This is a genomic window from Pseudomonas veronii, from assembly GCF_001439695.1.
GTDB classification, from domain to species: domain Bacteria; phylum Pseudomonadota; class Gammaproteobacteria; order Pseudomonadales; family Pseudomonadaceae; genus Aquipseudomonas; species Aquipseudomonas veronii.
In genome coordinates, this window is record NZ_JYLL01000008.1 from 237,448 (window position 1) to 261,275 (window position 23,828).

Annotated in this window: 21 protein-coding genes; 4 read left to right on the forward strand and 17 right to left on the reverse strand. The window is 63.7% G+C overall.

The window, feature by feature from the left end; all coding sequences use genetic code 11:
• Positions 1-9 precede the first annotated feature (9 nt).
• Genes TU80_RS13610 through TU80_RS13620 form a run of 3 tightly spaced genes read right to left on the reverse strand, consistent with a single transcriptional unit; the run spans position 10 to position 3,771 of the window.
• Positions 10-1,305, reverse strand: a complete 1,296-nt coding sequence (locus TU80_RS13610) for an NAD(P)/FAD-dependent oxidoreductase (protein ID WP_057004696.1) — start codon at positions 1,303-1,305, stop codon at positions 10-12.
• Complete coding sequence (locus tag TU80_RS13615) at positions 1,302-2,390, reverse strand: polyamine ABC transporter substrate-binding protein (RefSeq protein WP_046383710.1); 1,089 nt, start codon at positions 2,388-2,390, stop codon at positions 1,302-1,304. Before TU80_RS13615 ends, TU80_RS13610 begins: the two co-directional genes overlap by 4 nt.
• A gap of 22 nt (positions 2,391-2,412) precedes the next feature.
• Positions 2,413-3,771, reverse strand: coding sequence for a glutamine synthetase family protein (locus TU80_RS13620; RefSeq protein WP_046383711.1), 1,359 nt, complete (start codon positions 3,769-3,771; stop codon positions 2,413-2,415).
• 140 nt (positions 3,772-3,911) lie between these two features.
• On the opposite strand from TU80_RS13620, the gene TU80_RS13625 reads away from it, so the two are divergent.
• Positions 3,912-4,808 carry a helix-turn-helix domain-containing protein gene (locus TU80_RS13625; RefSeq protein WP_046383712.1) on the forward strand — a complete coding sequence of 299 codons (897 nt, stop codon included), beginning with the start codon at positions 3,912-3,914 and terminating at the stop codon, positions 4,806-4,808.
• A 325-nt stretch (positions 4,809-5,133) separates the two neighbouring features.
• Here the strand turns inward: TU80_RS13625 and TU80_RS13630 are convergent, their stop codons facing one another.
• The 3 genes from TU80_RS13630 to TU80_RS13640 are packed head-to-tail and all read right to left on the reverse strand — an operon-like array spanning position 5,134 to position 8,270.
• Positions 5,134-6,237 carry an acetoin dehydrogenase dihydrolipoyllysine-residue acetyltransferase subunit gene (locus TU80_RS13630; protein WP_017846571.1) on the reverse strand — a complete coding sequence of 368 codons (1,104 nt, stop codon included), beginning with the start codon at positions 6,235-6,237 and terminating at the stop codon, positions 5,134-5,136.
• A complete protein-coding gene (locus TU80_RS13635; RefSeq protein WP_017846572.1) occupies positions 6,234-7,253 on the reverse strand; it encodes an alpha-ketoacid dehydrogenase subunit beta in 1,020 nt (339 codons plus the stop codon). The genes TU80_RS13630 and TU80_RS13635 overlap by 4 nt, the downstream gene beginning before the upstream one ends.
• Before the next feature lie 39 nt (positions 7,254-7,292).
• On the reverse strand, positions 7,293-8,270 hold the full coding sequence (locus TU80_RS13640; protein WP_046383715.1) for a thiamine pyrophosphate-dependent dehydrogenase E1 component subunit alpha: 978 nt from the start codon (positions 8,268-8,270) through the stop codon (positions 7,293-7,295).
• 310 nt (positions 8,271-8,580) lie between these two features.
• On the opposite strand from TU80_RS13640, the gene TU80_RS13645 reads away from it, so the two are divergent.
• On the forward strand, positions 8,581-10,449 hold the full coding sequence (locus TU80_RS13645) for a sigma-54-dependent Fis family transcriptional regulator (RefSeq protein WP_057004697.1): 1,869 nt from the start codon (positions 8,581-8,583) through the stop codon (positions 10,447-10,449).
• A gap of 117 nt (positions 10,450-10,566) precedes the next feature.
• On the opposite strand, the gene TU80_RS13650 is transcribed toward TU80_RS13645, so the two are convergent.
• Positions 10,567-11,361, reverse strand: a complete 795-nt coding sequence (locus TU80_RS13650) for an acetoin reductase (RefSeq protein WP_017846575.1) — start codon at positions 11,359-11,361, stop codon at positions 10,567-10,569.
• Positions 11,362-11,542: 181 nt separating this feature from the next.
• Between TU80_RS13650 and TU80_RS13655 the strand changes: the two genes are divergently transcribed.
• Positions 11,543-13,687, forward strand: coding sequence for a TonB-dependent siderophore receptor (locus tag TU80_RS13655; RefSeq protein WP_057004698.1), 2,145 nt, complete (start codon positions 11,543-11,545; stop codon positions 13,685-13,687).
• Positions 13,688-13,705: 18 nt separating this feature from the next.
• Here the strand turns inward: TU80_RS13655 and TU80_RS13660 are convergent, their stop codons facing one another.
• Both TU80_RS13660 and TU80_RS13665 read right to left on the reverse strand, forming a co-directional pair.
• Positions 13,706-14,143 (reverse strand): carboxymuconolactone decarboxylase family protein, encoded by a 438-nt coding sequence (locus tag TU80_RS13660; protein WP_046383718.1) that lies wholly within the window; start codon positions 14,141-14,143, stop codon positions 13,706-13,708.
• 114 nt (positions 14,144-14,257) lie between these two features.
• Positions 14,258-14,728, reverse strand: coding sequence for an Lrp/AsnC family transcriptional regulator (locus tag TU80_RS13665; protein WP_017846578.1), 471 nt, complete (start codon positions 14,726-14,728; stop codon positions 14,258-14,260).
• A gap of 123 nt (positions 14,729-14,851) precedes the next feature.
• Between TU80_RS13665 and TU80_RS13670 the strand changes: the two genes are divergently transcribed.
• Complete coding sequence (locus TU80_RS13670; RefSeq protein WP_057004699.1) at positions 14,852-16,096, forward strand: methionine gamma-lyase; 1,245 nt, start codon at positions 14,852-14,854, stop codon at positions 16,094-16,096.
• A 3-nt stretch (positions 16,097-16,099) separates the two neighbouring features.
• On the opposite strand, the gene TU80_RS13675 is transcribed toward TU80_RS13670, so the two are convergent.
• From TU80_RS13675 to TU80_RS33050, 8 genes are all read right to left on the reverse strand, one after another.
• On the reverse strand, positions 16,100-17,212 hold the full coding sequence (locus tag TU80_RS13675) for an OmpA family protein (protein WP_057004700.1): 1,113 nt from the start codon (positions 17,210-17,212) through the stop codon (positions 16,100-16,102).
• A 23-nt stretch (positions 17,213-17,235) separates the two neighbouring features.
• Entirely contained in the window at positions 17,236-17,676 is a 441-nt protein-coding gene (gene tssE / locus TU80_RS13680) for a type VI secretion system baseplate subunit TssE (protein ID WP_057004701.1), read from the reverse strand.
• 3 nt (positions 17,677-17,679) lie between these two features.
• Complete coding sequence (tssJ, locus tag TU80_RS13685) at positions 17,680-18,216, reverse strand: type VI secretion system lipoprotein TssJ (protein ID WP_046383722.1); 537 nt, start codon at positions 18,214-18,216, stop codon at positions 17,680-17,682.
• A complete protein-coding gene (tssG, locus tag TU80_RS13690; protein WP_057004702.1) occupies positions 18,197-19,294 on the reverse strand; it encodes a type VI secretion system baseplate subunit TssG in 1,098 nt (365 codons plus the stop codon). The genes tssJ and tssG overlap by 20 nt, the downstream gene beginning before the upstream one ends.
• Positions 19,258-21,027: a type VI secretion system baseplate subunit TssF gene (gene tssF, locus TU80_RS13695; protein WP_057004703.1), complete on the reverse strand. Its 1,770-nt coding sequence runs from the start codon at positions 21,025-21,027 to the stop codon at positions 19,258-19,260. The genes tssG and tssF overlap by 37 nt, the downstream gene beginning before the upstream one ends.
• Positions 21,028-21,051: 24 nt before the next feature.
• On the reverse strand, positions 21,052-22,638 hold the full coding sequence (gene tssA, locus TU80_RS13700) for a type VI secretion system protein TssA (protein WP_057004704.1): 1,587 nt from the start codon (positions 22,636-22,638) through the stop codon (positions 21,052-21,054).
• Complete coding sequence (locus TU80_RS13705) at positions 22,635-23,414, reverse strand: sterol desaturase family protein (protein ID WP_082643840.1); 780 nt, start codon at positions 23,412-23,414, stop codon at positions 22,635-22,637. The genes tssA and TU80_RS13705 overlap by 4 nt, the downstream gene beginning before the upstream one ends.
• A gap of 73 nt (positions 23,415-23,487) precedes the next feature.
• Positions 23,488-23,828, reverse strand: a 341-nt coding sequence (locus TU80_RS33050) for a type VI secretion IcmF C-terminal domain-containing protein (RefSeq protein ID WP_082643841.1), incomplete at its 5' end; no start/stop codon positions are given.

Below are 23,828 nucleotides of genomic sequence, written 5' to 3' on the forward strand. Positions count from 1 at the left end.
GGCAGCTCATCACTGCAGGGTCTCCCGCAACCGATACCACAGCATCCCCAACGCCAACAACGGCGAGCGCAAGACCTTGCCGCCCGGAAAGGTCATGTGCGGCACCTGGCTGAACACCTCCAGGCCCTGGCTGTGCCCGGCATGGATGGCTTCAGCCAGCAGCCGCGCACACCAATGGCTCACGTTCAGCCCATGGCCGGAATAGCCCTGGGCATACAACACGTTCGGGTACTGTTTTAGCCGCCCGACCTGGGGAAAGCGATTGGCGGTGATGCCGATCTTGCCGCCCCACTGGAACTCGATCGCGGTATTGGCCAGTTGCGGGAATACCTGGAGCATCTTCGGTCGCATATACGCGGCGATGTCCTGCGGATCACGCCCCGAATAATGGCAGGCGCCGCCGAACAACAGGCGTCGGTCGGCGGTCAGTCGGTAGTAGTCCAAGCCGACTTTCTGGTCGCACAACGCCAGGTTCTGCGGGATCAATTGCTCGGCCAGCAACGCCGTTAACGGTTCGGTGGCAATGATGTAGCTGCCGGCGGGCAGTACCTTGCCGCTCAAGCGCGGCTCCAGTTCCTCCAGGTGCGCGTTGCAGGCCAGCACCAGATTGGCCGCGCGCACCGTACCGCCGGCGCAGCGCACCTGCACGGTGTCGCCGTGGAGCAGTTCCAACGCTGAGGTGTGCTCGAAAATCCGCACCCCCAGGGATTCGGCCACCCGCGCCTCGCCCAACACCAGATTCAATGGGTGCAGGTGCCCGGACCCCATGTCCACCAGGCCGCCGGCATAGACCTGCGAGCCGACGACCTGGTGCATATCCTGCGGCCCCACCACACGCAGCTCATGGTTGTAGCCCTGCGCCGACAGGCGCTCCTGCTCGCCCTTGAACGCAGCGAACTGCGCCGCGGTATTGGCCAGTTCGCAAAAGCCCCAGCGCAGGTCGCAATCGATACCCTGCGTGCGAACGCGTTCCCCCACCAACGTGACCGAATCAATCCCGGCCCGCTCCAGATAACGCACACCCTCCTCGCCCACATACTTGGCAAAGCCCGACACGTCGTGGCCGATGCCGCGAATCAATTGCCCGCCGTTGCGCCCGCTGGCGCCCCAACCGATGCGCCGCGCCTCCAGCAGGATCACCGACAGCCCGCGCTGGGCCAGTTCGATGGCGGTATTGACCCCGGTGAACCCACCGCCGATCACACACACATCTGCGCTCAAGTCGGCGGCCAAGGCCGGACGCTCGGGCATGGCATTGGCCGAGGCCCGGTAATAGGACCGGGCGTGGTCGTTCGATTGGATCATTTGTCGGTCTTCACTTTGCTCCAGGCGCGGGTCATCAGGCGCATGGTCGCCGGGGTCGGCGTGGTGGAAATATAGAGTTTGTCGAGCACGGCCTGGGACGGGTACACCTCAGGGTTGTTCACCAGTTCCGGATCCATGAAGGCCTTGGCTGCCGGGTTGGCGTTGGCATAGCCGACCGAGGCGCTGACTTTGGCGATGACTTCAGGGTCGAGCAGGTAGTTGATAAACGCGTGGGCTGCTTTCGGGTTGCTCGCATCGGCGGGGATCGCCAGCAGGTCAAACCACAGGTTGGAGCCTTCCTTGGGAATCGAATAGGCAATGTTCACCCCGTTCTTGGCTTCCTTGGCGCGGTTGGCGGCCTGGAACACGTCGCCGGAATAACCGAACGCCACGCAGATATCGCCGTTGGCCAAATCCGAGATGTACTTGGAGGAATGGAAGTAGGTGATGTAAGGCCGCAGCGTCAACAGCTTGGCTTGCGCCTGTTTGTAGTCTTCAGGGTTCTCGCTGCGCGGGTCCTTGCCCATGTAGTTGAGGATCGCCGGGAACAACTCATCCGCCGAGTCGAGGAAGGCCACGCCGCACTGGTTGAGCTTCTTGAGGTTCTCCGGCTCGAACAGCACCGCCCACGAATCGATATGGTCGATGCCGAGCACCTGCTTGACCTTGTCGACGTTGTAGCCGATGCCGTTGGTGCCCCACAGGTACGGCACCGAGTGCGCGTTGCCCGGGTCGTTTTTCTCCAGCAGCTTGAGCAGCTTGGGGTCGAGGTTCTTGAAATTGGGCAACTGCGCGCGGTCGAGCTTGAGGAACGCGCCGGCCTTGACCTGGCGCGCCAGGAAGTGGTTGGACGGCACCACCACATCATACCCGGTGCGCCCCGCCAGCAGCTTGCCCTCCAGGGTTTCGTTGGAGTCGAACACGTCGTAGATCACCTTGATCCCCGTCTTGGCCTGGAAGTCGGCCAAGGTGGTTTCGCCGATGTAGTCGGTCCAGTTGTAGACACTGACCGTCGGCTCCGCCTGCGCGGCGCTGCTGAATGCTGCCACCAGGGCCAGCGGGAGAAGTTTTTTCATCAGACGCATATCGACACCCCTTTATGATTGTTTAGACGCTCAACAGCAGGAACTCACGCTCCCAGGAACTGATCACCCGCTTGAAATTCTCATGCTCGGCGCGTTTGACCGCGACGTAGCCGCGCACGAATTTGTCGCCCAGGTATTGCTTGACCGTCGCGCACTCCTCCATACGCACCAGCGCATCCTCGAGCGTGATCGGCAGGCGCAGGTTGCGCCGCTCATAGGCGCGGCCTTCCACCGGCGCGCTCGGCTCGATCTTTTCGATCATGCCCAGGTAGCCACACAACAGGCTGGCGGCGATCGCCAGGTACGGGTTGGCATCCGCGCCGGGCAGGCGGTTTTCCACGCGCATGGCGTCGGGGTTCGATGTCGGCACGCGCAGGCCGACAGTGCGGTTTTCTTCGCCCCATTCCACGTTGACCGGCGCCGAGGTGTCCGGCAGGAAGCGGCGGAACGAATTCACGTTGGGCGCAAACATCGGCAGCAGCTTGGGGATGTACTTCTGCAGGCCGCCGATGTGGTGCAGGAACAGCGTGCTCATCTGGCCGTCGGCGTCGACGAACACCGGCTTGCCCGTGGCGATGTCGACCACGCTCTGGTGCAGGTGCATCGCGCTGCCCGGCTCGTCGGCCACCGGCTTGGCCATGAAGGTCGCGGCCACATTGTGCTTGAGCGCGGCTTCGCGCAGGGTGCGTTTGAACACGGTGATCTGGTCGGCAAGATCCAGGGCGTCACCGTGGCGGAAGTTGATTTCCATCTGCGCCGGGCCGTCTTCGTGGATCAGTGTGTCGAGGTCCAGGCCCTGGGCTTCGCACCAGTCGTAGACGTCTTCGAACAGTGGGTCGAACTCGTTGGCGGCGTCGATGGAGAACGACTGGCGACCGGTTTCGGCCCGCCCGGAGCGGCCGACCGGGGTTTTCAGCGGCAGGTCCGGGTCATCGCAGCGCTGGGTCAGGTAGAACTCCATTTCCGGCGCGACAATCGGCTGCCAGCCCTGCTCGGCGTAGAGCTGCAACACCTTTTTCAGCACGTTGCGCGGCGACAGCTCGATGGGGTTACCCTGCTTGTCGAAGGTGTCGTGGATCACGATGGCGGTCGGTTCAATCGCCCATGGCACCACGTAGGTGGCGTGGGCCACCGGGCGGCAGACCATGTCGATGTCGGCCGGGTCGAGCAGGTCGTAGTAGACATCGTCGTCGACAAAGTCCCCGGTTACCGTTTGCAGCAACACACTTTCCGGCAGGCGCATGCCTCGCTCATGCAGGAACTTGTTGGTGGGCGCAATCTTGCCGCGTGCGATGCCAGTCAAATCACTGATCACGCATTCGACCTCGGTAATCTTGTGTTCTTTCAGCCAGGCGGACAGCTGATCGAAGGGGGCGTTCATAAGGACCTCGTCATGGGTGGGAGACTGCACCGGCTTGTACTTCCGGCGCATTGAGGTCTATCTTGGGCTCGCCGCGCCACGGCATCTATCCACTTTGCTCCGAACACAACGCACCAATAGAGTGCGAGCAGGTTCCCCCCATGACACAGGCAACCGCTTTGCGCGTACAGGCCTTCACCACCGGTGATGTGGCCGCTCAATGCCGTGCGACACCCGGCTGGGTGCAGCACTACCAGCAGATGTCCCCCGGGCATTTTGCCGGGCAGATCCGCTACCTCGACCTGCACGGCGTGGAGGTCTACGAAGAGAGCATGAACACCCGGGTGGAGCAGCATTTCAACGCGCCGCCGGGGGCCCTGGCGTTCTGTTTCGACGGCAGCGACAACGCGCTGTACCTGCTCAATGGCGAGAGCCGCAACACCTGGATCACCCCGGAGAACTACCGTGAAGTGGCGGTGGTATTCGGGCCGCAGTTTGTGCAGCGCCATCGGTTGGATGTGGCGAAACTCGAAGGGTTGTTCATGGCGCCGCTGACCTGCCAGCAGAATGCGTTATTCAGCCGCTGGCTCAGTGGCACGCTCACACGGTTGTCCGGCACCACCGACCCGATCAGCCGCGATGCCCTCACCCAGCAGTTGCTCGACGATTGCCTGTTCATTCTCGACAACGCCTGCGTATGCCTGGACCGCCAGTCATTGCAGCGCCGCAGCGAAGAGCGCCGGCTGATGACGCGCATCGGCGAATGGGCGGTCGATGCACCGGATGACACCGTCAACCTGCTGGAGCTGGCGCAGATCGCCGGCGTGCCGTTGCGCCAGTTGCAACAAGGCTTCAAGACCTACACCGGAATGAGCCCGGCGCAGTGGTTGCGTTTGCGCCGCTTGAACGGGGCGCGGCGGGAGTTGTTGAGTTCAGCCGCGGCCACAGTGGCGCAAGTGGCGATGAACTGGTCGTTCTGGCATTTGGGGCGGTTTTCCAATAGCTACCGGGCGTTGTTCAAGGAGCTGCCGAGCGAAACCCTCAAGCGCGCCGTTTGAAACGCACTCTAAATGGTGGGAGGGAGCTTGCCCCCGATGGCAATGGGTCAGTCACCAGGAATATTGACTGAGACACCGCTATCGGGGGCAAGTCGAATCGTCGCACCGCCCCTCCCACATTGGACTGCATCAAGGCTGGGAGTTGAGGAAGGTTGCCATCAACTGGTTGACCCGCTCCGCCGCCTCCAACTTTTGAAATGCACTCTAAATGGTGGGAGGGGGCTTGCCCCCGATGGCAATGGGTCAGTCACCAGGAATATTGACTGAGACACCGCTATCGGGGGCAAGTCGAATCGTCGCACCGCCCCTCCCACATTGGACTGCATCAAGGCTGGGAGTTGAGGAAGGTTGCCATCAACTGGTTGACCCGCTCCGCCGCCTCCAACTGCACCATATGCCCCTGCCCCGGCAGGATTTCCACCTGAGCCTCAAGCCCCTCGGCATGTCGGGCCGGGATGATTGCGTCGTCGCTGCCCCAGATCACCAGGCTTGGCTGCTGCCCGACAATATTGCGCAGATCCAGGCGCTGCCGCCCGCCCTCGAACAGCTGGGCATTGAGCTGGCGCAACGCTTGATCCACGCCTTCGAGGCGCTTGAACTTGAGCATGTCCTCCAGCATCTGCCGCGTGACCAGCGCCGGGTCGCTGAACAGTTGAATCAAGTGCGGCTTGAGCGCGTTGCGGTTAGTCGCGTCGGTGAAGCCGTGCAAGTAGTCCGCGTTGATCTCTTCGCCGAGCCCGGCGCTGGCGATCAGGGTCAGCGAGGCGACCCGCGCGGGGGCCTGGCGCGCCACGGTCAGGCTGACCAGGCCACCCATTGAGTGGCCGGCCAGGTGGACGCGGTCGAGCGCGAGATGATCGAGCAACGCCAGCAGCGCCTGGCTCAACTCGTCGGCATCGCCGCTGCGCAGTTGCTTGCCCGACTCGCCATGGCCCGGCAGGTCCAGGGCGATCACCCGGCGCTGCGCCGCCAACCCCGGGTGGTTGAACAGCCAGTTGTTCAAGTCGCCGCCAAACCCGTGGACCAGCACCAACGGCGTGCCGCCCTCACCGAGGTCGAGATAACGCAAAAGCCGCCCGCCCACCTCGACTTTCTGCGCGCTGGGCCCGGACGCTTGCGCCTCGGCCGCACTCGACACGAAGCTGGCCTGGAAACCCTCGATTACCGCATCAATCTCGGCTTCCGTGGCCTCGCCCTCCACCACGATCCCGAGCAGCCCGCCCACCGGCAAGGTCTCGTCGCTCAGCGCCAGCACGCGGCGCAGCACGCCACTGAATGGCGCCTCGACGCTGCTGGAGATCTTGTCGGTCTCCACGTCGAGCACTTCCTCGCCCTTCTCCACCCGGTCGCCCGGCTGTTTGAGCCAGACATCCACGCGGCCTTCGGTCATCGACAAGCCCCACTTGGGCATGGTCAAGATATGGATCATGCGGCAGTCCTCTTATCGGCGATCTTCAACACCGCGGCTTCGATCTTCGCTGCGTTGGGGATGTACAGATCCTCCAGCGCATCGGAGAACGGCACCGGCGTGTGCGGCGCGGTGACCATTTCGATCGGCGCGCGCAAGAACGAAAACCCGCGCTGCGCGACCAGCGCGCTGATATCGGTGGCGATCGAGCAGCGCGGGTTGGACTCGTCGATCACCACCAGGCGGCCGGTCTTCTCCACGCTTTCCAGGATGCTGTCTTCGTCCAGCGGGCTGGTGGTGCGCAGGTCGAGTACTTCGCAGTCGATGCCTTGGCGCGCCAGGTTGGCAGCGGCTTCCAGGGCGATATGCACCATGCGCCCGTAGGTGACCAGGGTCACGTCATTGCCTTCGCGCACGTAATTGGCTTCGCCGAAAGGCACGGTGTACAGCTCTTCCGGTACTTCGCCCTGCAGGCTGTAGAGCATTTTGTGTTCGAGGAAGATCACCGGGTCGTTGTCGCGGATCGCCTGGATCAGCATGCCCTTGGCGTCATAGGGCGTGGCCGGGCACACCACTTTGAGGCCGGGGATGTGCGTCCACATCGAGGTGAGCATCTGCGAATGCTGCGCGGCGGCGCGCAGGCCGGCGCCGTACATGGCGCGCACCACCAGCGGCGTGGCGGTCTTGCCGCCGAACATGTAGCGGAACTTGGCGGCCTGGTTGAGCAACTGGTCGAGGCAGCAGCCGAGAAAGTCGACGAACATCAACTCGCACACCGGGCGCATGCCGCGGGTGGCCGCGCCGACCGCCATGCCGACGTAACCGATTTCGGACAACGGCGCATCCAAGACGCGGTCGGGAAACTCCGGGTACAGGCCCTTGGTCACGCCGAGCACGCCGCCCCAGGCATCCTGCTCGCCGGGAGAGCCGGTGCCGCCGGACACGTCCTGGCCGATGATGAACACACTCTGGTCGCGACGCATTTCCTGGGCCAGGGCTTCGTTGATTGCCTGCTGATAACTGATTTTGCGAGCCATGATCAATTCTCCACGGATTATTTTTGTAGTGGGTGGCGATTAGCGGTAAGCGACGTAGACATCACTGAGCAGGTCTGCGGCCTGGGGCTTGGGATCGGACTTGGCCAGGCGCACGGCGTCTTCGATCAGTTGCGCGACCTCCGCGTCGATGCGCTCGAACTGCGCCGCATCGAGCCAGCCTTCGGCGCTGCAGCGTTGGCGAAACAGCACCAGGCAATCGTGGGATTCGCGCAGGTTCTTCACTTCGTCGGGGCCGCGATAGGTTTGCGCGTCGCCTTCGAAGTGGCCGTAGAAACGGCTCAACTTGACCTCCACCAGCGTCGGCCCCTGGCCGCTGCGCGCACGTTCCACGGCCACCCCCAGGGCCGCGTGGACGGCGAAGAAATCATTGCCGTCGACGATCACCCCCGGCATGCCGAAGCCCACGGCGCGCTCGGCGATGTCTTTGCACGCTACCGACCAGCCCGAGCCGGTGGCTTCGGCGTAGCCGTTGTTTTCAGCCACGAACAGACACGGCAGTTTCATGATTGCGGCCAGGTTCATGGCCTCGAACACCGCACCCTCGTTGGAGCCGCCGTCGCCGAAAAACGCCACGGCCACGCCCTGGCTGCCCTTGAGCTTGGAGGCCAGCGCCGCCCCGGCCGCCAAGGGCGCGCCGGCACCGACGATGCCGTTGGCGCCGAGCATGCCTTTCTCCTGGTCGGCAATGTGCATGGAACCGCCCTTGCCACCGCACACCCCGGTTTTCTTGCCGTAGATCTCGGCCATCATGCCGAACACGTCCACGCCCTTGGCGATGCAGTGGCCGTGGCCACGGTGGTTGGAGGCGATGCAATCTTCATCGTTGAGGTGGGCCATGACCCCGGCGGCGCTGGCTTCCTGGCCGGCATACAGGTGGACGAAACCTGGGATCTCGCCAGTGGCGAATTCCACGTGCAGGCGTTCCTCGAAATCGCGGATGGTACGCATCACAGTGTAGGCATGGAGCAGTTGATCAGTGGACAGGTGAGTGGACATCTTGTTGTTCTCCAGGTTGTCTCGACACACAAAAGGCTGGCTGCAGCCAGTTGCAAGACCTTCAGCACAGCCTGTGCCAACGCCTCGAAAAACCTCGCACAGGCTTGATCCAGAGCAGTGCCATACGGTTGTGCGGTGGCGGCCGCCAACCACAGAATGAGACGCGCCATTGCAACCTGCCCGTGGCGTGCGCGGCCGGATGAGACGCTGCGTCTCACACCGGGCAGTTGGTCAGGCCGCCCTTGTCCCCCTGCGCGCATGCGCGCTTAATGGCGGGCATAACAACAAAAGATCGAGAACCGGAGGCCTTATGCTCGCCGCGAACTCCAAAGACCATGTCGACTGCGTCAGTCGCGTGGTCCGCAATGCCGATCGCCTGCCCCAGGCTCCGGTGCCGTCGCTGATTTTCGATTCATGGCGCCGTTCCATGGAGCAACACCACCTCGACCCTGGCTCGCTGCAAGGGCCACGCATTCTCAGTGAACCGCTGCTCAAGGAATGCCGTGAGCGCGCCGAACTGTTCATGCACATTGCCAGCGAAGAAGTCGGCCAACTCCACCACCGCGTGCGCCATGCCGACTACTGCGTGATGCTCACCGACGCCCAGGGCCAGACCATCGACCACCGCGTGGACACGGCGATTCGCACCGATTGCCGCAAGGCCGGCCTGTACCTGGGCACCTGCTGGTCGGAAGCCGAAGAAGGCACCTGCGGCGTGGCCACGGTGCTGACCAGCAAGGCTGCCGTGACGGTGCATAAGCGCGATCACTTTCGCGCGGCATTTATCGGGCTGACCTGCTCCGCCGCGCCGATCTTCGACCCCCAGGGCAACCTGCTGGGGGTGATGGACGCCTCGGCGCTCAAATCCCCGGATGACCGGCGCAGCCAGCATCTGGTGCGGCAGATGGTGGCGCAGAGCGCACAAGCCATCGAAAATGCCTTCTTCATGCACAGCGCCCGTCAGCACTGGGTGCTCCAGGCCCACAGCACGCCAGGCTATGTCGACAGCCAGCCCGACCTGCTGCTGGCCTGGGACCAGGATGGGCGCCTGCATGCGTTGAACAGCAAGGCGCGCCAGGCCCTGCGTCGGCGCTTTGGCCAGGTGCCGGCGCATATCGGCGAGGTCTTCGACCTGGATGCGTTGCGCGCGGTCACCGATCAATCGGCGCAACAGCTGCACTGGCTGGGCGAGCCCGGCGCATTGCATGTGCGGGTCAGCGCGCCGCGGCGTAAGCCGGCGCGTCCAGCGAAGGCCGTAAACAATCAGGTCGACCCCCGGGTGGAAGAACACCTGCGCCTGGCCTTGCGGGTCAAGGACCGCAACCTGCCGGTGCTGGTGCAGGGTGAAACCGGCGCCGGCAAGGAAGTCTTCGCGCACCAACTGCATGAGCGCAGCGCTCGTCGCGACGGGCCCTTCGTGGCGGTGAACTGCGCGGCGATCCCGGAAAACCTCATCGAAAGCGAGCTGTTCGGCTATGTCGCCGGGGCCTTTACCGGCGCGTCGAACAAGGGCATGCCCGGGCTGTTGTTGCAGGCCGATGGCGGCACGCTGTTCCTCGATGAAATCGGCGATATGCCGCTGGCCCTGCAGACGCGCTTGCTGCGGGTATTGGCCGAAGGTGAAGTGGCGCCGCTGGGTGCGGCAAAAACCCGTGCGGTGGATATCCAGGTGATCTGCGCCAGCCACCGCGACCTGGCGGTGCTGGTCAGCGAGGGGCGCTTTCGCGAAGACCTGTACTTTCGCCTGGGCTGTGCACGGTTCTGCCTGCCGCCCTTACGCGAGCGCAGCGACAAGCTAGCCTTGATCAATCGGCTGCTGGAACAGGAGGCGCACAGCGGCGCAATCTCCGTGGGCATCGGCCCCGCCGCGCTGGAGGTACTGCTCGGCTATGCCTGGCCGGGCAATGTGCGACAACTGCGCCATGTGCTGGCGTATGCCTGTGCGGTGTGCGACGGCGGCACCATCCAACTGGCAGACTTGCCCGTGGAGGTGCGCGGCGAGCAGATCGAGGCCGACGTGGAACAACGTGTCAGCCCGGAACGCCAGGTGGTGCTGGATGCACTGATCCGGCATCGCTGGAAGCCGTCGCCGACGGCCCAGGCGCTGGGGATTTCGCGGGCGACCCTGTATCGCCGGGTCAACCAACTGGGCATCGACATGCCGGGCAAACATATCTGACCCAGCACGGTCAAACATGTGGGAGCGGGCTTGCCCGCGATGGCGGTGTATCAGCCACCGATGCCGTGACTGAACCGCCGCCTTCGCGGGCAAGCCCACTCCCACCTTTGAACCGCGTTATCGGTACACAATCCCACCATCGATCAACGGCGACTGGCCGGTCATGTAGTCCGCATCCGGCCCCGCCAGGTAAGACACCAGCCCGGCCACATCCTCAGGCGTTTCCGCACGGCCCAGGGCAATCCCGTCCACATACTTCTTATAGGTCGCACCGACTTCGGCGCCGGTAATCTCGGCCATGCGCTTGTCGATCTCGACCCACATATCGGTGCCGACCACGCCCGGGCAATAAGCATTGACCGTAATCCCGGCGCTGGCCAGTTCCTTGGCCGCCGCCTGGGTCAGGGCGCGCACGGCGAACTTGGTCGCCGAGTACACGCCCAGCAGGGCAAAACCTTCATGCCCGGCGATCGAGCAGGCGTTGATGATCTTGCCCTTCTGCTTGAGCGCCTTGAACTTCTTGCCGGCGGCCTGGATGCCCCACAACACACCCTGCACATTGATGCCCAGGGTGCGCTCGACCTGCTCGGGGCTGACGTCCAGCAGTGAATCGATCTGCGCCACCCCGGCGTTGTTGACGATGATGTCGAAACCACCGAGGGTCTGGTATGCATGTTCGACGGCGGCCACCACCTGTTCGCGCTTGGACACGTCGGCGATGAACACCGAGGCCTTGCGCCCTGCCGCGACGATTTCAGCAGCCACGGCTTCGAGCTTGGCGCCATTGATATCCACCAGCGCGATATCGGCACCGTCCCGTGCCAGGCGCAGGGCGATGGCGCGGCCGATGCCCTGCCCGGCGCCAGTCACCAGCGCAACTTTTCCAGCGATGAGGTTTCCAGCGGTACTCATGACGACCTCCTGCAACGATGAGAGAAGCCTCGTCTATCGCAGATGCACGCCAGGGCTGTCGAGGCGCACATAAATCGGCGTGCGCGCTGAGACCGGATGTCTCAATGCGCGAATCCTTGTAAATGCGCGCACTTATGCCTAGCTTATGCGCCCCCCGTCCTGCGCTTTAAGGCCTTGCCCCATGGTTCTGCGTTTTCGCCCCGTCGTCACGTCACGTTTCGCCCTCGGCCTGCTGCTCAGCGGTGGCATCGGCAGCAGCCTGGCTGCGGAAATTGAACTGCCGGCGGTACAGGTCCAGGGCCAGGATGAGTCCGGTTATCGCAGTGAAACCGCCTCGGTCGGCGGTTTCAATGAAGCGCCGCTGCTGGACACTCCCGCCTCGATCAGCGTGATCAACGCCGCCCTGATCAAGGACCAGCAAGCCCGCCTGCTCAGCGAAGTGCTGCGCAACGACGCCTCGGTGGGCGATAGCTACGCGCCGATCGGCTACTACGAAAACTTCGTGGTGCGCGGCTTCTCGCTGAACGCGGCGAGCAGCTACAAGATCAACGGCCGCACCATCACCGGCGAGCAGAACGTCGCCCTGGAAAACAAACAGCAGGTGGAAGTACTCAAGGGCCTGGCCGGCCTGCAAAGCGGGATCTCCGAGCCCAGCGGCGTGATCAACTACGTGACCAAGCGCCCGCAAGACGTGCGTTCGGTGACGGTGTCCACCGACGACCGCGGCAGCGGTTATATCGCCACCGACGTCGGCGGCTGGTTCGGCAGCGAGCGGCAGTTCGGCCTGCGCGCCAACGTGGCCCATGAAGACCTCAATTCCTACGTGGAACACGCCAACGGCCAGCGCGACTTCCTGTCCCTGGCGTTCGACTGGAACATCAGCCCCGACGCGGTGCTGCAACTGGATGCCGAATACCAGAACAAACAACAGCGCTCGGTGCCGGGCTACCAACTGCTGGGCGGCAGTGAAGTGCCCCACGATGCATCGCCGAAACAGCTGCTGGGCCATCAAAGCGGTTCCAAGCAGGTCGGTATCGATTCGCTGAACCTCAACGGCAAGTTCGAATACCGCTTCAGCGACCAGTGGAAAGGCAGTGTCAGCGCGGCGCGCAGCAAGGTGGTGATCGATGACTACAGTTCGTTCGCCTGGGGCGGCGACACGAACGGGGTCGGAAACTACTTCGGCTCAGACGGCAACTACGACATCTACGACTACCGCAGCCCCGACGACACCCGCCGCGACGATGAAGTGCAGGCGGCCATGACCGGGCTGTTCGACACCGCCGGCCTGGGCCATGAATTGACCTTCGGCACCAGCGCGTTTCGCCGGGTGATCGACAAGCGCAAGGCGGTCAACGAGTACATCGGCAGCGGCAATATCAATCAGGACGCGCCGACGTTTGCGCCGACCAACGTACCGCTGAACGACAGCCATCGCACCCTCGACAGCCGCCAGTACGGCGTGTTCGTCACCGACCGCATCCGCTTCAACGAGCAGTGGCAAACCCTCCTCGGCGGTCGCGAAGTGCGCCTCGATGAACAAGCCTTTGACAGCAATGGCGACCAGGCGCGCCATACCCAGCAGTACGTGTTCCTGCCCCAGGCCTCGCTGATCTATAAGCCGATTGAAAACATCTCGCTGTACACCAGCTACAGCAAGGGCCTGTCCCTGGGCGGCACGGCGCCGTGGTTCGCGAACAACGCGGACGAGACCCTGGCCCCGACCGTGTCGCGACAAATAGAAGCCGGCGTGAAATACGACTGGCGCCGCATCAGCTTCGCCGCGGCCGTGTTCCAGACGCGCCAGGCCTACCAGTACGCCAAGCCAGATGGCGCCGGGAGTTTCACCTACGTGCAACAAGGCGAACAGAAGAACACCGGGCTAGAACTGTCGGCGAATGGTTGGGCCACCGACCGCCTGCAGATCGCCACCAGCGTCGCGGCGATTCGGGCGCGGGTCAGCGGCAGCGGCACGCCGGACTACGAAGGCCACCAGGCGATCAACGTGCCCAAGCTGCGCGCCAGTGTCTACGCCGACTACGCGCTGCCGTGGGTCAACGGCCTGGCGGTCCTGGGCGGCGTGCAATACAGCGCCAAGAAGTACGCCAACCGCAGCGGCAACGTCGAGGTCGGGGACTATGCGGTGGTCAACGTCGGCAGCCGTTACACCACCAAAGTCGATGGCTATGAAACGGTGTTTCGCCTGAGTGTCGACAACCTGTTCGACAAACGCTACTGGCGCGACGCGGGCGAGTACATGGGCGATGACTACCTGTTCCAGGGCGCGCCGCTGACCGCGCGCCTGAGTGCCTCGGTCAACTTCTGACCGCGCACGGCCCCGGGCTTACTTGGGCATCTTGCGAAAGCCCACCGCCAGGCGGTTCCAGCTGTTGATGGTGGCGATGGCGACGCTCAGATCGACCTGTTCCTGGGGGCTGAACTCGGCGGCGAGTGCGTTGTAGTCTTCGTCTGCGGCGCGGGTCTGGCTGACCAGGGTCAGGCTTTCGGCCCAGGCCAGGGCGGCGCGTTCACGCGGGGTGAAGAACGGCGTTTCGCGCCAGGCCGACAATGTGTACAGGCGGCGTTCGGTCTCACCGCCCTTGCGCGCATCGGCGGTGTGCATATCGAGGCAGAAGGCGCAGCCATTGATCTGCGACACGCGCAGGCGCACCAGTTCCAGCAGGGGCAGTTCGATGGACAGTTTGCCCACTGCGGTTTCCAGGGCGAGCATGGCTTTCATGGCGTCTGGGGAAGCGGTGTAGAAATCGGTACGGGGTTGCATGGTAGAGCTCCTGAACACTGGAAATTGGTGGCCAGATTAGTCAGCGCAGCACTCAGGAGAAATAGCCAATTCCGGCAAAGATCAGGTAGCCAATGTGCCCACGGGCTCAGCCCCTCAGCGCGGCAGCGGAATCACGCGCAAAGGCCGCACCGATTTGTAGGAAAAGCTCGAGTAGATCTCTTTGACGCACGGCAATGTCTGCAACACCTCCCGCGCGAATTCGCCAAACGACTCCAGGTCCTTGGCCACCACTTCCAGCAGGAAGTCATAGCGCCCCGAGACGTTATGGCAGGCGACGATTTCCGGAATGTCGAGCAAGCGCTGCTCGAACGCCCGCGCAATTTCCTGGGTATGGCTCTCCATCATGATGCTGACAAACGCCGTCACCCCATAGCCCAACGCCTTGGGCGACAGGATCGCCTGGTAACCGCTGATCACCCCGCTCTCTTCCAGGTTCCTGACCCGCCGCCAACACGGGGAGGTGGTCAGGGACACGCGCTCGGCGAGCTCGGCCACGGTCAAGCGGGCGTTGCCTTGCAGTGCGTTTAAAAGCGCCTTGTCAGTGCGATCCAGACTGAGGGGCATAACGTGCCTCTAATCATTATTTTTAGGAAGGTTTCATCCCATTGCGCGGGATTTGTCAGCAAATATTGCAAAGTTCAGCTGTGGTTATGAGCATAGCATTGTAGGAAATAAGGAGTGTCCGACATGAACAATAAACACAATGCATTCGGCTTTTCCACCCGTGCCATCCACCACGGTTACGACCCCAAGGACCACCACGGCGCCCTCGTACCGCCGATCTATCTCAGCGCCACGTTCGCCTTCCCCACCGCAGAATACGGCGCCGCGTGTTTTGCCGGTGAAGAAAGCGGGCACTTCTACACACGCATTTCCAACCCGACCCTGGCCCTGCTGGAAGCGCGCATGGCGACCCTGGAAAACGGCGAGGCCGCCGTCGCCTTCAGCTCCGGCATGGGCGCGATTGCCGCCACCTTCTGGACCCTGCTGCGCCCCGGCGATGAGGTGATCGTCAGCCAGACGCTCTACGGCTGCACTTTCGCCCTGCTGCACCATGGCATCGCGGAGTTCGGCATCAAGGTGCGCCATGTCGACCTCACCGACCTGGATGCGCTGCACGCCGCGCTGTCCCCGGCCACGCGCATGATCTACTGCGAAACCCCGGCCAACCCCAACCTGCAACTGGTCGATATTGCCGCCGTTGCTACGCTGGCGCACCAGCAGCCCAACGTCATCGTGGTGGTCGATAACACTTACTGCACGCCCTACCTGCAACGCCCCCTGGAGTTGGGCGCCGATGTGGTCGTGCATTCGGCCACCAAGTACCTCAGCGGGCATGGCGACATCACCGCCGGCATTGCGGTGAGCAACCATGCACTGGCGCAGCGCATTCGTCTGCAAGGGCTCAAAGACCTGACCGGTGCGGTCATGTCCCCGCAGGACGCATCGCTGCTGATGCGCGGCCTCAAGACCCTGGCCCTGCGCATGGACCGCCATTGCAGCAACGCCCAGGCAGTGGCCGAAGCCTTGCAGGCCCACCCCGCCGTCGAGCGCGTGACGTACCCGGGGTTGCGCTCATTTCCCCAGTACGAACTGGCGGCGCGGCAGATGCGGATGTCCGGCGGGATGATTGCCTTCGAGCTCAAAGGCGGGATCGCGACCGGCCGGCGCTTCATGAACGCACTCAAGCTGTTCAGCCGCGCGGTCAGCCTGGGCGATGCCGAGTCCCTGGCCCAACACCCGGCGAGCATGACCCACTCCACCTACACCCCAGAGGAGCGGGCAGCACACGGGATCAGCGAGGGGTTGGTGCGCCTGTCGGTCGGGCTGGAGGACATCGCCGACCTGCTGGCGGATGTGCAGCAGGCTTTGACCAAGTGTCTGCGGGCTGCGCCGCGTGCGACACAGGTGGTCGAGCATGCGATGAAATAGCGCTCAGTCCACGGCCACCGTGGCCTCGCCGCAGGCCCCTGTCTGCGGCACCAGGTGAATATCCACGCGACGGTTCGCGGCGCGCCCGACGTCGGTTTCATTGCTGGCAATCGGCTGACTGGCCGCGAAGCCCTGGACGGCAAAGCAACTGTCGGCGATGTCGCCCATGCGCTGCATCCAGTCGCGCACGGCAGAGGCGCGGGCATGGGACAGCGCCAGGTTCTGTTCGACGGAACCGGTCGCGTCCGTATGCCCGGCGACCACGATCAGCCAGCCGGGTTGGGCTTTGATGTCGACCAGGGCATTGATCAGCACCTTGGCCGAGCCTGGCTTGAGCGTGGCACTGCCGGCATCGAACAGCGACAGGCTGTCCAGTCGAACGGGGTCGGGCATAAGGGGTTCAGTGCCTGGACCGGCCAACCACATGCGCCAACCGATCCCTGCGAGCAAGGCAACGATCAGCGCCCCGAGCAGCCCCCACAGCGCGATGCGTGGCCGGCGCGCCACCACTGCGGGTGGCGGCAGGATCACCACGGGGCTCACCAGCGCCGGCGCCGGCAACCTGAGCGGCGCGAGCATCGTGCCGTCCGGCGCGGGGCTTTGCTCCAGCCGCTGGATCAAGCCGCCGACCTGATAGCGCAGGGCGTGCAGCGGTTGTAGAGGGTGGTCTAGATGAGCCCGCAAACGCACCTGCAAACGGGCCAACTCAAGGTCCAATTGAACCAGCGCGGGCACGCCGTGGGCGGTCATCGCCCGGCTGCGCAGCACCAGTTGCAGTTGCTCGAACAACCATCCCAGCAAGTCCACGCGCGCCGACGCCATCGGCGGCCACAGGCGCACCCACTCACCGCCCAGCGCCTCGATCAACGCCACACCTTGGGTGATGCCCTCGACCCCATGACGCTGGCCGCGAGCCAAGGTGTAAAAGCACGCGCTGTGCAACTCCGCGCCGTTTTGCTGGAACAGCGCAAGGCAGCCTTGCTCGACCTTGGCCCAGTCCACATCCGGGCAGGCGGGATGGCTGAGCTTGGCCAATTCCTCGCGCAAAGCGATGAACTCACTGAAGCCGCGCGGATCACCGCCGACTTGAATACGCATCTCAAACAACGCCGTCATCGGGTTTCCCTTGCGTTATCGGTTCAAGGCTTCGACAGGTAATGCTGTCGCTTCAAGTGACGCACCAGCACCCGGCCTTCGGGTGTCAAGCGGGTGCCGAAGGTCACGTGCTGCCCATCCTTCAATTGCATGTCCAGGGCGTACTCCAGATGCCCCGGCAGCACCTGGGGCAGCAGCTCGATGGTGATCGCCGCCAGACGCGGCTCGTACTTGAGCAACGTGTCGGTCATGACGCCGATCAGGCCTTGGGCCGTGGCGGGCAACCCTTGCAGGATCAGGCCCATGTCCGGCAGCCCGTAATCCGGCAGATGGCTGAGCGCGCCCGCTCGGCTGCTGAGGATGCGCTGCAGGTTGTCCAGCACCGAGAGGGTGTGCTGGTCCGCCTCGCAGACCCGCTGCAGGTCCAGTTCACCGGCGAAATTCTGCAACAGGCGTTCGTAGAGCGAAGGGGTGTACTCGGTCATGGCTCAATCCTTCGTCAATGGGCGCAGGATCAAGCGGTTATCGCCCAGTTCGATCACCCGTGCGCGATCCGGGTCGAGGTCGTCACGCGTCAATGTCAGGCGCCAGCTGTTCTGCCGGGTATCGGGGTCGCGAAACAACGCCACCAACGTGACAAACTGCGCGTCCTTGTCCATCGGCACGTTCAGCTGAGCGCCTTCTTCGGGCTTTACCACCACCGAGTGTTTGTCCAGTAACGCACGCGCGAGCAAGCGCTCGTCATCGCCCAGCAGGCCTTCGTAGGTCGCCAGCTCCACCGCCTTGCTGTCGCGCAATTGGTAAACCCGCACCAGGGTCGGCACCGACAACGCACGCATGTCCGTGGCATCGGTGTTCAGCGCCGTGCGCGCGCTGAAATCCAGATGCAGGGTGTTGACCTGCTTGTAGAAGATCGCCTTGGCGGTGGATGCCGTGCCATCCGCCACGGTCTGGGCCAACCCACAACCGCCGAGCGGTAGCGTGAAAGCCGCCAGCAGCACAAGATTAAAAACGGTACGCGACATGCTGTGTCTCCCTGTTGCGCGGGTTAATCGAAAGGCCTTGGTAGCGCCCCAGGTTGATCGTGAGGGTCTCGTGTTCCGTCGTGCGCCAGGCGCTGCCTCCCAAGCCCAGCACACCGGTCATGCCGAGCCGGAGGGTGGCCAGCCCCAACACCGGCGCAGGCAGGCTGTGCAACGGCAGCGACAAGCGCAGTTTCGCCGTGCAACGCCACCCCAGGTAAACGCGCAACAGCACCCGCAGGTCGCGGTGTAGCTGGCCGTCGGGGAGCCAGCCACGGGCTTCCTGGGCGTGCTCGGTATAGAGCGTCAGACCGAACTGGCTGTTGGCGTCGCGGCCGATACGCCCCAGCGGCGTGCCCTGGGCCAGGCTCACCGGACGTTGCCGGGAGAGGCTGGCCGGCGCCGCCAACGTAATGTTCTGCGGCCAATGCGGAGTCACCTGCACCTGGGTGTCGGGGGCGAGCAATTTGACCAGTGCGACGATGCCTTGTGCATTCCGCGTGGGCAGGCGCATCACGCTGAGCAAGGCCAGAAAGCGCGAGACCGGCGTGGCGACCTGTTGCGCGGTGCCGGGAATGCCCAGGCCGATCAGGCCCAGCAGGCATTGCGAGGTGGCATCGGTGCCACCCGCTTCGAACGTCGCCGGGTAGGAGTACTTGCGCCAGATCCGGTAGAACTGGGTGAAGATCCGGTGATTGAACATATCCAGGAAGGCTTCCAGCGCTTCATGCCCCTCCCGACGCTGCGCGATGTCATCCAGGTACACGGTCGGCATCGGCGAATCGACCCCGTACAACCCAAGCAAGCGCGTGCGTACCGTCGCCGCTCGCTCCGGGTGCGCTTCATCGATTTCAATCGACTTCAACTCGCCGGCCGGAAAGCCCATGCCCGGATCGGGCCGAAAGCGCACGGCGTCATCCGCCGGGTGCGCGGTGCTGCCCAGCGGCGGATGGTCGGGCAAGGCCTGTTCCAGCAACTGGCAAAAACGCTGCAGATTGGCCTCGGCCACCTGGCCCTGTAAGGCATCCAGCAAACCGCTGGCTTTCAGCCGGGAATACGCTGACTGTGATTCTCGTTCCATCGCAGGCACTTTCCAGTAGGTTGCAGGATCAGCGTGAGCTGGGTGTACACATGAATGTCGGCATACAAGGCGAAGAAGCGATTGAGCATCTCGCCGAACAGGCTGATGTCGCCCTCCCCTGAAAAGCCGTTGGCGTCGAGGGTGATCTCGATATCCACGCCGCGTAGCAAAAAGCCTTTCTCGAAACGTTGGACCAAGTGATGACGGACCTCGACGATCGCCGCCAGACGACGACGGTTGAGTTCGCTGCCCGTCCAGTCGTACAAGGCCAATGTGCCGCGCAACACCTCGGCGTTGTCGAGCATCGGCAGGAAGTTCGAGCCCAGGTGACTCAGCACCCGCCAGTGAAAGCGGTCGCGGTTCGGCGGGTAGCACGGCAAGCTCGGCGCACACAGGTTGCGCACCCGCAAACCGGCCTGGGGGCTTTGCACCAGCGTGTCGAGCACGGTGCTTTGCAGTGCCTTGCGCGGCAATTGGCCGTGGGTGCCGGTCAGTCGCAACGACAGGCTTTCACGCGTGCGCAGGCGGTCGCTGTCGAAGCCCTCGCCGCCGAGGATCAGCCAGGTGTCATGCAAGCCATTGGCGGCGCGCTTGAGGCGCGTATGGAAGTAGCGTTCGGGAGCCTCGTCACGCAGCATGCCGCCTTTGTGGCGAAAGCTGCTGAACGGCACATAGTCCTGGCGCTCGGCGTTTCGCGAGGCGGTCACGCGGTCCACCGAATAGATCTCGGTATGGCCGTCCTGCAAACGCATGGGGCGCAGCAGGTAGTCGCTTTGCAACGGTGCCAGGGTCAGCGGATCGGCCTCCAGCGCGAACAGGTTGATCACCGGCACCGCATGCAGGCGGATATGCTCGCGGCTCAGGTCGAAATCGGCCGGCCAGGGTTCGCGCAACACCACTTCAAGCTCGAACCAGGCGGCGTCGGGAGCAATCTGCAGGTGCTCCAGGCCACACAGGGTCACGAACATGAATTTTTCGCGGAAACTGAAATACTCCAGCAATAACTGATAACCGCTGAACGCACTGTCGCCCTTGGGCCACAGCCGGTCTTCATCGGCAAACCCTTTGGGCGCAAAATGCCCGGCCACCGGCTGGCGTTCGGTCTGGCCGGGCCAATGCACGAACATCGCCTGCACATTCAGGGTCAGCGCCTGATGCAAAGCACTGGCCAAAGGGCCTTCTGCATTCAGGTACAGCGGCACGCGACTCAGGTCGATCTGGCTCCAGTCGGTCAACGCGCCGCAGGCAAAACGCAGGCGCAACACGGAGCGACCATCCGGGGCGAAGCCGCGCCCGACCGAGGCCAGGGCCAGCGGGCGCAGGGCCAGGTCCTGGGTGGTGGTGTAGCGGCAACGGGTACTTTGGGGCCCGATGGGTTGCGACAGCACTTCAAAGCCCTGCGCGATCAACTCGCTGTGCTTCATCTGCGCCAGTTCCGGCACCAGTTCGACGATCGACAGCGACGGGATGGTGCGCAGGTAGTGTGGCCAGAGCAGGCTGACCAGGCCTTCGGTCAATTCCGGCAGGTCATCGTCGAGTTTTTCCCGCAGGCGGCCCATCAGGAACGCGAAGCCCTCGAACAGGCGCTCCACATAGGGGTCTTGCGCCCCCGGTTTGTCCAGGTTGAGCTGTGCCGCCCGATCCGGGAAGGCCTCCGCGAATTCCTTGCCGGCCTCGCGCAGGTAGCGCATTTCGGCATCGAAATAGCGCAGTGTGAGATTGTCCATGTTCACAGAACGACTCCTGATAGATAAGGGTTAGCCGCACAGCACGGCGGCGCGTACCGGGTCGATGGCGGCCAGCGCCGCCAGCAGGGTTTCCATGCGCCGCGCCAGGCTGGGTTTGTCGGCGTCGTTGCGTTGGGCTTTCACGCGCAGCAGCTTGAGCAGGCGCGCCTTGACCTCGAAATGCAGCGCCGGCTCCCAGTCGGCCAGGGCCTGGCGTTGCGCGGTGGCGTCCAGTTCCCCCAGCAGGTGAATGGCCAGGTCGCTCTTGCCATGCTGTTCGGCCACCCGCGCCATCAGCAAGCGCAGCAGCCAGCGCTGGCGCCCGCTGTCGATACCGGGCCGCGCAGCCAGCCACGCCAGCGCGTGATCCACGCCGTCGCTGTCGGCCTGGGCCACGGCCTCACCTTCCAGGGACAAGATGTCCGCATCACTGCTGGCCACGGCCGCCGAGGGTACGGGCAGCCATTGCTGGGGTTGGTTGCCGCTGACGTGCTGGGCAATCCACTCGCGGGTGGTTTCGTCGGCGAACGGGGTGCCGTCACTCCAGCACAGCACCTCCAGGCCAGGCAGGCGCTCGAGGAACATGCCCAGGTCACGTTTGGTGATAGCGGCCCAGCGGTCCTGCGGTGCGGGTTGTTTGCTCAAGGCCTGATACAGGTACCATTGCAGGTCGAGCCAGAAATGGTTCACGCCTTCGGCATACATCCGCTCGACCTGTTCGATCAACTCCGCCCAGTTCTGTTGCAGGTACAAACGCTTGAGCTGTGCCCGATAGTCTGCACGCGGCGGCGTCAGGCGCGTGTTGCCGTTGGCCTCCTGAGGCGGCGTCAGATGCACGGTGTCCCAGCGCAAGCTCTTCATCAGTCGGTGAGCGGCCAGCCAGCCCAAGGGTTGCTCGCGCAGGTAGCTCGTCAGGGCCCGGCCGCTGTCCAACAGGTCCCGTCCGGATTTGATCATCGTCGGCGGCGACGCGTTGGCATGCACAGTCGACTCAAGGCTGGCGGTGTGTTGCGGGACCAATGCGTCCATCCCGCCGGACTGCGCAAGTCGCGCCGACAATGCCGCGTACAGCGGCTGCAGATCCGGACGCTGCTCCGGCGCCCACCCACTCAAGCCGCGCTCCAGCCAGGCGAGCGCGGCGGCGGTGCGCTCGGCTTCGGCCTTGACCACTTCCGGGTACAGCGACAGCGTGTCCAACACCTTGCCACTGGCCAACCATTCCAGGGCCATCTTGCGGCTGTTCGGACGGCTGGGCAGCACCGCGTCGGCAAAGCGCTCCACCAGCGCGGCCAACAGACTCAAGCCATCCGCCAAGCCGAGTTCGCCGTCTTTGTGCAAGCGCGCCCACAGGTAGTACGTGGCGACGCGCAAGTCCTTGCAGCGCTGGGTCAGCAGCTTCTGCGCCAGTTGGGCAACCTGCTCGGCATCGGCACCCGACAGTTTGTTGACTTCTTCGCGCATGCGTTGGAAGTCATCGTCGTAGCCGGGGTCGTCGCCGACGGGGGATTCGGTGCTGATGGGGTGTAGCCAGGGTTGCCAGTGGGCGGCGTGTTCGTGTGCGACAGACAGTGCGTCACGCTCCCCAAGGCAGCGGGCGATCAAGGCGCGCAGGCTCATTCGGACCCCTCGCTCACGCCAGCGGGCTGTGTTACACCCTCATGCTTGCCGCGCGTCTGCACACGCTTCTGGAATGGATATAGATGCTGACGCAGAATGCCGTCCGGCAACGGCTCGCCAAACACTCCGTAGCGCGTTGGCCAGTCCTTTGCGGGCAATTTGAATGTTCCAAACACCCTATCGATCAGCGGCAGGTGAATCGCATAGTTTTTGTAGCGGTAGTCTGGATGACGGGCATGGTGCCAATGGTGGTAGCGTGGAAGTACCAATACGTATTCCAGCCAACCACCTTTGATGCACACATTGGCATGAGCCAGCACCGCCCGGACGCCGACCAGCACCACATAGGCATTCAATGCCTGCGCAGAAAAGCCCAGCAACATCAGCGGCATCAGTACGGCGGTGCGCGTCAATAGCACTTCGACAAAGTGGACACGCGAGCCGGCCAGCCAATCCATCGCCGTACTCGAATGGTGTACTGCATGGAAGCGCCATAACCACGGCACCGCATTCTTGGCATACAGCTTTTCCAGCGGAATAAAGACCGCCGCGGAGATGAGGAGCACCAATCCGAGCAGTAGCAGGCTACGCGCCAATTGTTCGTTGTAAACCTTGCGCAGTTCGGTCGTGGTCAGCCACTCGGGAAGCAAAAAACACAACACGGCCAGCAGACTCAACAGCCCGAGCGCAGCGCAGATATAACCGCTGATACGCCCCTCGCCGAATTTGAACGGAGCGTGGCCATGGTCCCGAAGATACGTTTTAATTTTTTGCATTACACATCCTTTGTATCCAATACCTGTTAAGGGTGTTCCTTGGTTACGTCAGCGCGCCGATGGCGGCAGTGATTCACCGGAGTTCGAAACTCCCGTTCTGCGCATAGGGTTCTTCTGCGGCGCCCTCATTGAGAAATATCTGTTGCGGCAACCTGAAATCACGCAGCTTGAGCAACGCCAGCGGCCCCGCATCCAGTTCGGTGCGCAGGTGCCACGTCAGGTTCAGGCCGTCGGGCGCCTTGAGGGCCAGGCGGTAGCGGCTGTTGCCGTCGTCCAATGGCGTGACCTGGGCGTTTTCCAGCAGGCGGATCAGGCCCCAGGTGCCGGGGTAGTCGCCAAATAGCCGCTCGCCGGCATGTACGCTGGTCCAGCTGAGGCTCACGCCGGGATAGTCGCTGCGCCCCGGCCAGTTGA

Bases quoted from the DNA above. Each gene is read 5' to 3' on its own strand.
- TU80_RS13610 (WP_057004696.1), bottom strand. From the start codon at position 1,305: ATGATCCAATCGAACGACCACGCCCGGTCCTATTACCGGGCCTCGGCC.
- TU80_RS13615 (WP_046383710.1), bottom strand. From the start codon at position 2,390: ATGCGTCTGATGAAAAAACTTCTCCCGCTGGCCCTGGTGGCAGCATTC.
- TU80_RS13620 (WP_046383711.1), bottom strand. From the start codon at position 3,771: ATGAACGCCCCCTTCGATCAGCTGTCCGCCTGGCTGAAAGAACACAAG.
- TU80_RS13625 (WP_046383712.1), top strand. From the start codon at position 3,912: ATGACACAGGCAACCGCTTTGCGCGTACAGGCCTTCACCACCGGTGAT.
- TU80_RS13630 (WP_017846571.1), bottom strand. From the start codon at position 6,237: ATGATCCATATCTTGACCATGCCCAAGTGGGGCTTGTCGATGACCGAA.
- TU80_RS13635 (WP_017846572.1), bottom strand. From the start codon at position 7,253: ATGGCTCGCAAAATCAGTTATCAGCAGGCAATCAACGAAGCCCTGGCC.
- TU80_RS13640 (WP_046383715.1), bottom strand. From the start codon at position 8,270: ATGTCCACTCACCTGTCCACTGATCAACTGCTCCATGCCTACACTGTG.
- TU80_RS13645 (WP_057004697.1), top strand. From the start codon at position 8,581: ATGCTCGCCGCGAACTCCAAAGACCATGTCGACTGCGTCAGTCGCGTG.
- TU80_RS13650 (WP_017846575.1), bottom strand. From the start codon at position 11,361: ATGAGTACCGCTGGAAACCTCATCGCTGGAAAAGTTGCGCTGGTGACT.
- TU80_RS13655 (WP_057004698.1), top strand. From the start codon at position 11,543: ATGGTTCTGCGTTTTCGCCCCGTCGTCACGTCACGTTTCGCCCTCGGC.
- TU80_RS13660 (WP_046383718.1), bottom strand. From the start codon at position 14,143: ATGCAACCCCGTACCGATTTCTACACCGCTTCCCCAGACGCCATGAAA.
- TU80_RS13665 (WP_017846578.1), bottom strand. From the start codon at position 14,728: ATGCCCCTCAGTCTGGATCGCACTGACAAGGCGCTTTTAAACGCACTG.
- TU80_RS13670 (WP_057004699.1), top strand. From the start codon at position 14,852: ATGAACAATAAACACAATGCATTCGGCTTTTCCACCCGTGCCATCCAC.
- TU80_RS13675 (WP_057004700.1), bottom strand. From the start codon at position 17,212: ATGACGGCGTTGTTTGAGATGCGTATTCAAGTCGGCGGTGATCCGCGC.
- tssE (WP_057004701.1), bottom strand. From the start codon at position 17,676: ATGACCGAGTACACCCCTTCGCTCTACGAACGCCTGTTGCAGAATTTC.
- tssJ (WP_046383722.1), bottom strand. From the start codon at position 18,216: ATGTCGCGTACCGTTTTTAATCTTGTGCTGCTGGCGGCTTTCACGCTA.
- tssG (WP_057004702.1), bottom strand. From the start codon at position 19,294: ATGGAACGAGAATCACAGTCAGCGTATTCCCGGCTGAAAGCCAGCGGT.
- tssA (WP_057004704.1), bottom strand. From the start codon at position 22,638: ATGAGCCTGCGCGCCTTGATCGCCCGCTGCCTTGGGGAGCGTGACGCA.
- TU80_RS13705 (WP_082643840.1), bottom strand. From the start codon at position 23,414: ATGCAAAAAATTAAAACGTATCTTCGGGACCATGGCCACGCTCCGTTC.